This window comes from Acinetobacter sp. BSP-28, from assembly GCF_044130285.1.
Taxonomy (GTDB): Bacteria; Pseudomonadota; Gammaproteobacteria; order Pseudomonadales; family Moraxellaceae; genus Acinetobacter.
Genome location: NZ_JBIQOB010000005.1, coordinates 122,480 through 135,350 on the forward strand (window position 1 = coordinate 122,480; position 12,871 = coordinate 135,350).

The following is a 12,871-nucleotide window of genomic DNA, read 5'->3' on the forward strand; positions in this document are numbered from 1 at the left end:
GACTGATAGAGCGATTAAACTGATCACTTATTGCTCCCATATATGAGCCAGGACAAGGACAAACGGAATACGACTAAAGTTATATAATGGATTTTTATTGTAAAAATATTTTTAATAATAATAACTTGCAAAATTGTAACTAATTATACAAGTGTATATTTAAATTTTGATCCTATTTGCCATAGGAAATCCCGGGTTGGAGTTTTTGGCCAATAAAGCAGTGGCTAAAATAAAGAAATTGAGCAGTTTTGCCTAGAACGGAAAATAAATTGTCAGTGAGGTTAATAGATGGTGTATTTGTGTAATAAAAATGCCCATTTCATATTTGTGAAATGGGCATTTGATTGAGAGTGAGTTTTGAATAAGAAACTTAAGAACCGGAAATTTTTAAACCCGATAACCATGAACGCAGCGATGCCGGTTTTAACGGTTTTTTCAGCAGTACAATATTCAATTCTTTCAAATGCTGTGGCAGTTCAGGATCGGAATCTACGGTAATCAGTGCCACTGGAACCTGTTCCTGACGGTTCTCAATAATAAAATCGAGACCAATTTTATTATTATTCAAATGCTGATCGACCAGCCACACCTGAATATTTTCTTGCTGGATGAGTTCTAGAGCCTGTTCCGGTTCAGTGGCTTTAAAGACCTGATAGCCCCATTTGGTCAGCAATGTCGACATACCTTCCAAAATGGTTTCATCATTGTCCAAGCATAGAATCTTATAGGCTTTGCTCTTCAGTGGTGTCGCCTGCACTGGTGCTGCCACCACTTTAGGCGCATCCACGATTGGCACTTCAATCATGAAACAAGAGCCTTTGCCATATTCAGAATAGACATGTACCGGATAGTCCAGCAGGCTGGTCATGCGCTGTACAATGGCCAGGCCGAGTCCAAGACCTTGCTCGCCCCAAGGCGAAGTATGGCCGCAGCGCTCAAACTCCTGAAACAGTTTTATACGCTGTTCTTCTGCAATTCCTGGACCAGTATCCCAGACGCCAATACGGATATGGCGCGGTCTTTCGCTAGAGCGAAGTACCCCCACCACAACCTTGCCTTTAGCGGTATAGCGCAAGGCATTGCTGACAAAGTTTTGAATAATCCGGCGAATCCACTGTGGATCGGTATCGATCCAGAACTGTGCATCATGCACGCTGAATTTAATGCCACGTTGTGCGGCAATGGATTTAAATTGCAGCTCCAAATCACTTAATAAATCATGCAATGGATAAGGCTGACGTTTCGGCTGGATGGTACCGCCTTCCAGACGGGCAATATCCAGCAGGGCAGACAACATGCTTTCTGCTCCATGCAAGGCACGATCTAGCTGCTGCAGGGTCTTGCGGTCTTCATCCGACTGCACGCTTTGTTCTAAAGCTGTACTAAACAAACGCGCTGCATGCATCGGTTGCAACAGGTCGTGACTGGCCGCTGCAATGAAGCGGCTCTTGGACATATTGGCACGGTCGGCCTGTTCACGGGCCAGTTGCTGTTCAGAAAGTGCATCGGCCAGCTGTTGGGTCCGGTCTTGTACCCGTGCTTCAAGTACGGCTTCATTTTCACGGAAAGCGGTAATATCGGCAAAGGTGGTGACGAAGCCGCCGCCTTCAATCGGATTGCCGCGCATCTGGATGACACGGCCATCTTTACGGATCCGTTCAAATTCATGTGCGCTGCCCATGGCCATCCAGTGAATGCGTTTACGCACGTGTTCTTCGACCGAACCCGGCCCGCATTCACCGCGCTCGGCGTTATAACGGATCAGGTCGGCAATCGGACAGCCGACATAGACAATATCTTTAGGATAATCAAACAGTTTCAGGTATTGATTGTTCCAGGCCACTAGACACATATTTTCATCGACCACGCTCACCCCTTGGGTCATATGGTCAATCATGGTCATGATTAGGTTCTGGTTAAAACGCTGCCACTGAGATGCCTGATCCAGAATATTGGCGACCTGACCCAGGGCCAGACCATTATTCACCATCGCCGTGGTGAGTAGGGTACGAGCAGAAGCGGCACCAATCGTTCCCGCAAGATATTGTTCAGTGAAGCGCCACCACATGCCATTGGCATTGCTATTTTCATTCAGTATCACGTTGTTTTGGGCACAAAACTGGCGAAAAGCTTGGGTGGCTGGTCCTTCGCCGGTAATCCGTTTGGCTAGGGTAATTAAATCGCCAACTTTTAGACGAGCTACGTCCTGATGAGAGTAATTGATCTCACTCGAGGTACTGTGGGTCGGCAAAGGTTTGGTTTCATAATAGAAAAAACTTTCCGCCTGAATTTGTTCGGCAATACTGGGACGGAAAATTCGAGACACCCAGATATATAGCACGATATTCAGACCCAATGCCCAGGTCACGCCATGGGTGAGGGGAGCAAAAGATTGAAAACCAAACAGGGCTTCGGGACGTAACCAGTTCATTCCCAAAGGACCTGCAAGCAGGAATTGTTGGGTAAATTGACTATATTCAGCTGGCAGGCTACGCAGTACTGTAGGTAACAGCAAAGTATAAGCCCACATGGCAAAGCCGGCAATCAGACCTGCATATACGCCCTGTTTACTGCCACCACGCCAATACAGGCCACCAATCAATGCTGGAGCAAACTGTGCCACGGCACTGAAGGCCAGCAAGCCAAATACTGAAAGCTGGTCAATGTCATTAAAGAAATGGAAGAACAGGAAACCCAGCAGCATGACCGCTAAAATACACACCCGACGGGTAAATTTCAGCACCAGCGGCAAACGTTTGTCATGACGTGAGAGTATGCCGGTACGCCAGAGGGCAGGCATAATCAGGTCATTACTGAGCATAATCGACAAGGCCACGGAAGATACCAGCAGCATACCGGTAGAAGCAGAAAAACCACCCAGGAAGGCCAAAAGGGTCAACCATTCCTGATCATAACTGAGCGGTAATGACAGCACAGCAACATCAGGAATCGCAAGAAAATGCGGTGCGGCATGTAATGCCCAGCTGGCAATCGGAATAATGGCAAGTGTGGTCAGAATCAGATAAGTGGCAAACCAGCGACGTGCACCCCGAATATGTTTTTCATCCCGCAATTCAACCACCGCGACATGGAATTGGCGTGGTAAGCAGATAATCGCTAAAGCTGCGAGTAAAGTTTGTACCCAAAAGGTTTCCGGAACGCCAAACAGCTGAACCTGTTTAAAGGTATCAGCAACATCACTGGAAATTTGTCCCAGATTTTCAGGTGCATCAAAGACAAAAAATAATGCCACACACAGCAAGGCAAACAGTTTAACAAAAGACTCAAAGGCTACGGCCAGCATTAAGCCGCCATGCTGTTCAGTGTTGGCAATTTGCCGGGTACCGAAAATCATGGCCAAAATGGCTAAAATCCCCGTCAGGAAAAGCACACTATTGGTGGTGCCTTGTATGCCGGTATTCTGTTGCAATACCACCGCAGCACTCAAGGCGATGGCTCTCAGCTGCAAGGCTAAATAGGGAATAATCGCGATGACTGCAAGAATTGTGACTAAGGACGCCAAAGGACCGCTTTTGCCATAACGTGCAGCGACAAAATCTGCAATGGACGAAATGGCATGATGCTGACGTACACGGCCTAAACGGCGCCAGATATCATAACCCACACCGACAAAAATCAGGGGACCGAGATAAATTGGCAGGAAGATGATGCCTTCACGAACCGCAGCCCCGGTTGCACCGTAGAAGGTCCAGGATGAGCAATATACCCCTAAGGTTAGACTAAAGAGTAACATGCGACCGCGGGTACTGAGGCGACTCGCGTGTTTTTCACCAAAAAAAGCACAGATAAAAAGTAATGCGATATAAAGGGTGAGTACCCCGATAATGAGCCAACTATTCATATTGCCTACAGCATAAATTTATGTCGTAATAATACCCTATCTAATAATCTCAACGCTTTAATTGATCAAAATTTAACACCAAAGTCTTAATTACAAGAACCCAATAAGATTGTTAAGTTAGATAACGAAATAATTCGAATTAAAAAATAGCACCTAGGCTGGGTGCACACAGGAGCATGATTATGGATGAGGCACATGTAGAACGTATTCTACAGAATCCCAAATTTAAAGAAATGGTCAGCAGAAAAAGCAGATTAAGTTGGACATTAACAATCATCATGTTGATTGTTTATGTCGGCTTTATGCTTTTAGTTGGTTATAACAAAGAATTCTTAATGAGTTCAGTTAGCGGTGGCGTTACCACTTTGGGTATGCCACTCGGCTTGGGCATTATTGTATTGTCTTTCATTTTATGTGGTGTTTATTCGTATATTGCAAACAATAAACTAGATGCATTAAATGAAGAAGCAATGCGAGAAGTTGAAGCAATTGCGAATGAGAAAGGACAGTAATCAGATGAAATGGAATTCATTGAAAGCGAAAGCAGTTGCTGCTTCTACGCTACTGATGTCAGGTATGGCAATGGCGGGTCCGGATTTAGGTGCTGCTGAACAGCAAGCAACTAACTGGCATGCGATTATTATGTTCGCGATTTTCGTGGGCTTCACCTTGCTGATTACCAAATGGGCAGCAAGACAAACCACCAGTACTGCAGATTTCTATACTGCCGGTGGCGGTATCTCAGGTTTCCAGAATGGTCTGGCGATTGCCGGTGACTATATGTCAGCTGCGTCATTCTTGGGTATTTCCGCAATGGTATTCAGCTCAGGCTTTGACGGTTTGCTTTACTCACTAGGTTTCATGGTGGGCTGGCCAATCGTATTGTTCCTGGTAGCAGAGCGTTTACGTAACCTGGGTAAATTTAACTTGTCTGACGTGGTTTCATTCCGTCTGGAAGAAAAACCGGTACGTACTCTGGCTGCGTTCAGTTCACTGGTGGTCGTGGCATTCTATCTGATTGCACAAATGGTAGGTGCAGGTCAGCTAATCAAGCTTCTATTTGGTTTGAACTACAACATTGCTGTCGTGATTGTGGGCCTTTTGATGATGGCTTACGTGATCTTCGGTGGTATGTTGGCAACCACTTGGGTACAGATCATTAAAGCGGTGATGTTACTTTCAGGTGCAACCTTCATGGCTTTCATGGTAATGAAAGGCGTGGGCTTCAGCTTCACCAACATGTTTGAACAATCGATTCAGGTTTTCTCTAAAGTAAATGATATCAGCCTTGCAGAAGCAGGCAATATCATGGGACCAGGTAAGCTTGCAGCGAACCCGATTGATGCGATTTCTTTAGGTCTTGCGTTAATGTTCGGTACTGCTGGTCTTCCACACATCTTGATGCGTTTCTTTACCGTTAAAGATGCCAAAGAAGCACGTAAATCAGTGGTTGTAGCTACAGGTTTCATTGGTTATTTCTACCTTTTAACCTTCATCATCGGTTTCGGTGCGATCCTTTACGTATCAAACAACCCGCAATTCCTTGATGTTGCGAAAATGGCAGTGACTGGCAAGTTAGAACTTGTTGGCGGTAACAACATGGCTGCGGTTCACTTGTCTGATGCTGTTGGCGGTGACTTGTTCATGGGCTTCATTTCAGCAGTAGCATTCGCAACGATTCTTGCAGTTGTGGCTGGTTTGACATTGTCGGGCGCTTCAGCAATTTCGCATGACTTGTATGCAAACGTATTCAAGAAAGGTCAAACGACTCCTGAATCTGAACTACGTATGTCTAAAATTGCAACTTTAGGTCTTGCAATCTTTGCCATGATTCTAGGTATTCTATTCGAGAAACAAAACGTTGCCTTCATGGTGGGTCTGGCATTCTCTGTAGCTGCGTGTGCGAACTTCCCTGTACTGGTACTGTCTATGTTCTGGAAAGGCTTGACTACGCGTGGTGCAGTAATTGGTGGTGTAGTCGGTTTGGTTACTGCAGTGGTATTGATCGTACTGGCTAAAGCGGTTTGGGTAGATACTTTGGGTATTTCTGATACACCAATCAACCCATTCAATGGCCCAGCAATCTTTGCAATGCCATTATCGTTCCTATGCTGCTGGTTATTCTCTGTGACTGACAGCTCGGCACGTGCGCATGCAGAACGCAAAGCTTTCGATGCACAGTATGTACGTTCACAAACAGGTATTGGTATCTCTGGTGCGTCAGATCACTAAGATCCAGTTAATTAAAAAAGCCCCGTCAGGGGCTTTTTTATGGCATCGAGAATAAGGCAAAATTTGATTTTAAGGCTTATCTGAAAATAGATATTCCTTGTATCAATGTCCCTTCTGCAGAGCATAAGCTTGACTTCATCAACATTGAGCATGCCCAAATAACGGGTCTTTTCAATCATTTTCATACAAATGTTTCGCTTGCAGCATGAAGCATTCGTGCTAATTTGATTAAAAGGCGCATAAAAAATTGCTGAAAAAATTCAGTCATAAAAAAGGCAATATTCTGGAGCAGTAAATGCAGGCTATTATTGATGTGTGGAAGGTGTTTCGCTTATTGCCTTCAGCTTGGCTACTTTTATTACAATTTATCATTCTGATCTTATCTGTTGCAGTTAATTACAGCACGCCTTACCGTACGCTCACCTGGCTATTGGGAGTACTGGTTTTACTGGTGATTGCCAAAGTCATTCGGCAAACGCCCATGTTTACCATTTTGGGCTTAAGTTTTGTTAGTGGTGCCGTGATTTTTTCTTCCCTGATTTTATTAGGCATAGAAAATATCTGGATTCAGGTCATCGCCCATGGTTTTGAGGCTGCTGCTTATTTTAGCGCGGCCTATGGTCTGTTGCGTTATATGTTTGAAGACCGCTATTTAACCCAAGATGAACTGTTTGCTGCTGGTGCGGTATTTACGCTGCTGGCTTGGGGATTTGCTTTTTTGTATAACGTTTGCCAGTTGCTGGTGCCGGGAAGCTTTCAGAACCCGAATGTTGCAGGTTTACAAAGCTGGCTTGATTTATTGTTCTTGAGCTTTAGTCTGCAGTCTGCGACAGGTTTGTCAGATTTAATTCCCAGAAGTGCCCCAGCACGGGTATTGGCACTGCTGCAAATGTTTTGTGGGGTCATGTATCTGGCACTTATTGTGTCACGCTTAATTGCCTTGCAATATATTGCCCGTTTACCCAATCATTCTAAAGATAAAGACCAATAAAAAAGGACGCTTTATGCGTCCTTTTTTGAATTCTTTTTCTAATTAAAAATTAGAAACGGAATTTAGCGTTTACGCCAACAGTTTCTGTATCGTATACAGAACCTTTTTCAGCATTAGCATTTACGTAAGACGCACCAACTGCAACAGCAGGAGTGATGAAGTAATTTACGTTCGCACCCCAAACTGTAGGATGAGTGTTACCAGAAATACGAGCTTCAGCATAAGAACCACCTACGCTTAATTGTGGATTCAAGAACAAGTCAGTTTTGAAACCATAAGCCTTATATTCAGCAAATAACATGTTAGTTTCGAAACCGATAGACATGTTTGTACCATCAATTGCACCTACGTATTTAGTACGTGCAGTAAGCGCATCTTGGTCTTTACCAATTGTGTCAGATTCTAAAGCAGCTTTAGCAACACCATTGTTTAGGATGTTGAAAGCATCATAAGAAGTTTGGTTAGTAGCACTTGTATAACCTACAGCAACCAAGAAGTTAGGAGCTACTACAGCACCAAGTTCTAATGCATAACGGTCGCCGTGATCATCAGCTTGGTTGTTTTTGTTGTCAGTGATAGTGTTGCTATAAGAAGCGCTAGCATATACAGGAACAACTTTAGTTGGAACATAAGCTTCAGCTTTAGCCCCAATAGTGTGAGAAGTGAAATCAGAATTTTCTACATCAACGTCGTATTCACCGTAGTTATAAGCTACAGACACGTTAGACGCTTGGTTTAAGAAAGCTGCTTCAGCCAATGGACCTTTAGAAGAATCAACATTTTTAAAGTAATAAGTACCTTGTACAGCACCAGTAAAGTTTTTGTCATTTACAGTGTTGTCGATGTATTCTGATTGACCTTGTACTTCTACTTGGTACGCTTGAGCACCGGTCATGGCTAATAATAAAGCAGTGGCTAAACCGAGTTTTTTCATAATAATTTCCAGTTTTATTGCAAATGGATTAAACAATAAGCATTGTATTGTAACAAATCATTAAGTCAATGAACTAAAAGGACATTATTTTGTTTAATTTTTGTTATAAATAATATTTATGATTAAAAAATATACAATCAACTTATTTTATGACAACTCTAAAAATTGTTTCCAGAACAAATGAATATCGCATTTTCAGAACAGATCTTTTCAGAAATAAACAAAAAATCAATGGATTTTTACAGTGTAAAATCATATTAATTATTAATAATTAATTGTTAAATCCAATTAATATGTATTTTCATTACGTGAACTATTCACCATATTTCAGATATTTATTTGACTTTTGCAATAAAATCGTCACAAAATGAGTAGTATTTGATTAAAAAACAAACATAATAGTTTTTATTTTGTGATATATTTCGCAATAATTATCAATTGGTGTGATTGAATTTAAATCCTACTACTTTAATAGGCTTTACTTATCTGTTTGTTTTTATCATAATATCTCTATCAATTCATACTACATTGAAATAATGTGATGATGATCTGATTCTCCATAAACAAGTTTTTGTTTTTATATGCCCAACTTTCCCCAAGGTTGGGTTTTTTTTTATTTAAAATAAATTCTTAGCAAGAAAATTAACAAGACTAAAAACAAAACCCATTTCTAATCCTTAAATCGTTAATTTTTTAGTATAAGATAAATTTAAAATGCACCAATATAGTGCGATATTGATGATATTTTTAGTTTATTTATTAAGCTCTGAATATAAAAAACCCCAATTTTCAAAGAAAATTGGGGTTTTTCGCCAAAATCTTCGGAAAAATTAAATAATCTGCTGAGGAATATATTTAATTTGCCCTAATGCGGTGCATTATGCACCTATTTGTGGCATGTGTAAATGTTTTCTTATAACTGTCATTGAAATATTTTTAGCCATCTGTAATTTATACAAAATCCAAGAATGAAATTGGATAATTCATTTTATAGAGATTTACAGGTTGAAGCATCGATGGTTTGAATTAGATTGCTGGCTGATTTAACGGTATTTCCATGCTTTGCAAAGTTTTAAAGGGTGTCGTGAAAAATGATCTTTTATTGCAGGGGAAAACGGAGAGCAATTTGGCTGAGCCATATATAGGAGCAGTATCTAAAAACTTTAGTAAAAAATTTGAGCTTTTTTAACTTTTATTTGAAAAAATATTATAAGTAATTGATAACATAGAAATGTTTAAAAATTTTGATTAAATTTTAACTCTTTTTACATCAAAATCATGTAATATATACAACTGTATTTTGAATATGATTATCAAAAATGATTGGTCGGCTGTGTTATATGGAACGTATTTGATTCATGTACAGATTACGCTCGGAACATATCAGCCGACGACTGTTCTGGTCGATGATCATTATCACCTTGTCTCTTCTCTTTTTATCTGTTCCTTTAATTGTCAGTAGTTATCACAGCTATCAAAAAGCAGATCGTGTCTTAACTGAAATTTCTGCGCTACGTGCGGTTGCAGATTTAGCCAATAAAGTTTCACGCGAGAGAGCACCTGCCAATAAGGTGATGTCGAGTAATGCTGATGAACTTGCAGCAAATATAAAAGAATTAAAAGCTTACCGTAAAGAAGTGGACGTTCAGATTGAACAGACAAGCGCAATTTTAAAGGCCGCAGGTTTTACAGTTCAGGCTCAAGCATTATCTTCCCATTTAAAAGCTGCTCTGGCACGAGGCCGTAACGCGGTCGATGCTTATAGTGCCTTGCCTCGATCTGAACGGAGTGCAAAACAGCTGGATCAGGCGATTCAGCAAATGTTTAAGGCCTGGGATAGTTGTAAAGCAATTTTGGAAAATGTATTAACACATGCTGATGCTGAAGCTAAAGGAACTTCGGTTTCAGACTACTACACCCTGATTTTAATTTTGGCTGATTTGCGTGATCAGGCGGGTCGAACTGCATCGAATATTATGGCGGCTGTGACGTTTAAGGAAAAAATACCTGAAGATAATTTGGCTCGATCATCACAGACGCAACATCAGGCCCAGTATTTATGGGCTTTGGTGAATATCATACAGCCTGAACAGGATAAAACACATCAATATTTAGCATTGCATCAGCAAGTAAAAGCACAATTTTTAGATCGGGGTATTCCAATTGTTGCTCGCCTGATGAATGAAAGTATACACAATCAAGCATATTCCTTGACTGGTACGCAACTCACGGAAGCAATGGTTGATAAATTTGTAACAGTGGTCGATCTGCAAGGCTATATTTTGGATTACAGTGTTACGGTGGCTCAAACACAAAAGAAACAAGCCCAGCAAAAACTGATTTTAACTTTATCGGTAGCACTGATTTGTTTTGTAACAGTTATTTTTACCATGATCTATGCACGTAATCATGTTTTTATCCCTTTAATTAAAGCCAAAAATACCATTATTCGTCTGGCACAGCATCATGTTATAGAGACTGAGCGGGAACAATTATCTGCTGAGCCAGTCACGTTATTGAATGCTCTTAAAGAATTAAAGCGAGTGTTACAGCAGCGGGATGCGCTGGAATTTCAGCTCAGAAATATAGCCAATACTGATAATTTGACTGGTGTATCTAACCGTTTGGCTTTAGATGAATATATCCGTTATCTGGAGAATAAACCGAATCAATTGAAGCAAACTGGCTTAATTATTTTTGATATTGATGACTTCAAGCATGTGAATGACACTTTTGGGCATATTATCGGTGATGAGGTCATTAAACTGATTGCAGAAAAATTACAATTTAATGTGCGTACTTCGGATTTGATTGTGCGTTATGGGGGCGATGAGTTTTTGGTTTTAATTGAGCAAACCACTTTTCAGGATGCGTGGGTTATTGCAAATAAAATTCTTCAGGAGATTGGCAACGCTGAACTGTATATCGCTGAACTTAATCAGAATATTCAGGTTTCTGTCAGTGCTGGCGTGGCGGTTGGCGCAGCATCGTGGATGGCATTACTGGAAAAAGCTGACAAGTCTTTATTTCAGGCTAAGGCAAATGGCAAAAATAAAGTGGCGGGGTGATTTTAAGGGGGAAATTATTCTATGGATATTCGAAATAAAAGAGTTCGTTTAAAAGAGTTACTTGAACAAAATATAAGAAATGAAAAAATTGGAACAGCAATTGCGATTACAGGTTCGTGGGGTGTAGGTAAGACCTATTTCTGGAACAAGTTTTTAGAATCAGAATTGTCCGAAGAACGAATTTATAAAAAGGATAATGTCTTTAACCGAAAATATGCTTATGTTTCGCTATTTGGATTGGAATCCTTAAGTGATTTAAAAACACAGATTTATAGCAATATTGAAAACTATCACTCCTCAATTGAAGTTCCAAAATGGCTTAAGGGATTGCCTTCAATTTTTAAAGATACACGTATTAATCAATTAGGCATTAGTGCACCAGCCAAACTTATTGATAGTTTGATGTTCAATCAGGTTAAAGAAGCAATTATTTGTTTTGATGACTTTGAGCGTATGTCAAACAAACTTGATATAAAAGATGTAATGGGTTTGGCTAATCAACTGAAGTTAGAACGTAATTGTCAGGTTGTTTTGATTTTGGATGAGTCAAAAACAGAAGAAAAAAACAAAGAAAAATACACTGAATACAAAGAAAAATTGATAGATGAAACAATCAAAATTACATCTGTTGAGCCTTTGATTCGTGCGCGAGCAAAAGAGGAGAATATTGATGAGCCATTAATAAATCTGATGGTGAAATTTGCTAATGAATTAGAAATCCATAATTTTAGATTTTTTCAAAAAGTTATTAAATTATATAAACAATTTTTAGAACAATTACCAAGCGAAGTTGCTGAATCGACTAAAGAAATAATTTTGATTCGAATTTTACAAGGATATTTTATTGAGGATTTTGGACTTACATGTGGGTTAAGTTGGAATGATTTTACTTTTAAAATGGCTGTTAGAAGACAAATAGCTAAAAATAATGAGGCAAATCAAAGTGAAAAAGAAAATCTAAAATTATCCAAGCTTAGGAACATTTCATCTTCATTTGAGAGAGATGATTTATGGATGATTGAGTTTAAAAAATGGTTTGAACAAAGCAATAAAATAGATTTTGAAAGCTTGAAAGAGTTAGCTCAATCAGATTTGATAAATACTGAACAAGAAATGGTTAAGAATGGATTTTGGATATTGTGTAATGAGTTTTGGAATTACCAATGTGATGAAACTTTTATTCAAAGATTTTTTGAATCGAGCATTAAAAATATTGGTTTGCTGAGCTTAGGTAATTTAGATTTTGCGATAACTATTTTGGAACAATTAGGTGGGGAAGAAGAATCAAAAAAGTTAGAGAAAAAAGTAAAAAATTGGATATGTGAAAAACTTGAGCTCGATCGAAAATTCTTCAGAAGTATAAATTCTTTTAGACATGGTGAACATCGTTTTGGTGATTATATTGATGAGGTGCTATTAATAAACCCAAATATTGGAGCACCTTCATTTATTGATTCAATTTATGCATATTTTATAAATCAGCAGTATTCTGAACAGCATGAGTTTGTGATTGTTAATGCTAGTAAAGAAGAGTTGAGATACTTTATTGAGTTTGATTTTTTTGAAGATGAAAGATTTGTAAATATAACAATTGCACATTTAGTAGAGAAATTTTCGCAAGATAAAAAGCAGCTCATTATCGAAATTTTAAAAGAAAAGGGAAATAGGTCAGATTTCCAAAAAAAATATACAGATTATCTAATTTCAAGATTAGATAACTAAATCTCCCCTAACCCCTCTTTACGAAAGAGGGGGAGCCATCCTTCTTTAAAAAGTTGGAAAAC

7 protein-coding genes are annotated in these 12,871 nt (G+C 39.6%); 5 read left to right on the forward strand and 2 right to left on the reverse strand.

Going from position 1 to position 12,871, the window contains the following annotated elements; translation table 11 throughout:
• Positions 1 to 370 precede the first annotated feature (370 nt).
• Positions 371 to 3,862: a PAS-domain containing protein gene (locus ACE01R_RS05275; protein ID WP_395548752.1), complete on the reverse strand. Its 3,492-nt coding sequence runs from the start codon at positions 3,860 to 3,862 to the stop codon at positions 371 to 373.
• A gap of 182 nt (positions 3,863 to 4,044) precedes the next feature.
• Here ACE01R_RS05275 and ACE01R_RS05280 point away from each other — a divergent pair, with 182 nt between their 5' ends.
• The 3 genes from ACE01R_RS05280 to ACE01R_RS05290 all read left to right on the forward strand — a co-directional run bounded on the left by ACE01R_RS05280 (position 4,045) and on the right by ACE01R_RS05290 (position 7,085).
• The gene (locus tag ACE01R_RS05280) at positions 4,045 to 4,374 is read left to right on the forward strand and encodes a DUF485 domain-containing protein (protein ID WP_395548760.1); all 330 of its coding nucleotides are present in this window, start codon (positions 4,045 to 4,047) and stop codon (positions 4,372 to 4,374) included.
• A gap of 4 nt (positions 4,375 to 4,378) precedes the next feature.
• Positions 4,379 to 6,094, forward strand: a complete 1,716-nt coding sequence (locus ACE01R_RS05285; RefSeq protein ID WP_395548778.1) for a cation acetate symporter — start codon at positions 4,379 to 4,381, stop codon at positions 6,092 to 6,094.
• Between the two features lie 295 nt (positions 6,095 to 6,389).
• A complete protein-coding gene (locus ACE01R_RS05290; protein WP_395548821.1) occupies positions 6,390 to 7,085 on the forward strand; it encodes an ion channel in 696 nt (231 codons plus the stop codon).
• Positions 7,086 to 7,134: 49 nt separating this feature from the next.
• Here the strand turns inward: ACE01R_RS05290 and omp33-36 are convergent, their stop codons facing one another.
• Positions 7,135 to 8,022 (reverse strand): porin Omp33-36, encoded by an 888-nt coding sequence (gene omp33-36, locus ACE01R_RS05295; RefSeq protein WP_395549500.1) that lies wholly within the window; start codon positions 8,020 to 8,022, stop codon positions 7,135 to 7,137.
• 1,355 nt (positions 8,023 to 9,377) lie between these two features.
• On the opposite strand from omp33-36, the gene ACE01R_RS05300 reads away from it, so the two are divergent.
• On the forward strand, positions 9,378 to 11,087 hold the full coding sequence (locus ACE01R_RS05300; RefSeq protein WP_395548840.1) for a diguanylate cyclase: 1,710 nt from the start codon (positions 9,378 to 9,380) through the stop codon (positions 11,085 to 11,087).
• A gap of 21 nt (positions 11,088 to 11,108) precedes the next feature.
• On the forward strand, positions 11,109 to 12,809 hold the full coding sequence (locus ACE01R_RS05305; protein ID WP_395548841.1) for a hypothetical protein: 1,701 nt from the start codon (positions 11,109 to 11,111) through the stop codon (positions 12,807 to 12,809).
• Positions 12,810 to 12,871: the final 62 nt, after the last annotated feature.

Coding starts and splice junctions, on each gene's coding strand:
- ACE01R_RS05275 (WP_395548752.1), bottom strand. CDS start 3,862: ATGAATAGTTGGCTCATTATCGGGGTACTCACCCTTTATATCGCATTA.
- ACE01R_RS05280 (WP_395548760.1), top strand. CDS start 4,045: ATGGATGAGGCACATGTAGAACGTATTCTACAGAATCCCAAATTTAAA.
- ACE01R_RS05290 (WP_395548821.1), top strand. CDS start 6,390: ATGCAGGCTATTATTGATGTGTGGAAGGTGTTTCGCTTATTGCCTTCA.
- ACE01R_RS05285 (WP_395548778.1), top strand. CDS start 4,379: ATGAAATGGAATTCATTGAAAGCGAAAGCAGTTGCTGCTTCTACGCTA.
- ACE01R_RS05300 (WP_395548840.1), top strand. CDS start 9,378: ATGTACAGATTACGCTCGGAACATATCAGCCGACGACTGTTCTGGTCG.
- ACE01R_RS05305 (WP_395548841.1), top strand. CDS start 11,109: ATGGATATTCGAAATAAAAGAGTTCGTTTAAAAGAGTTACTTGAACAA.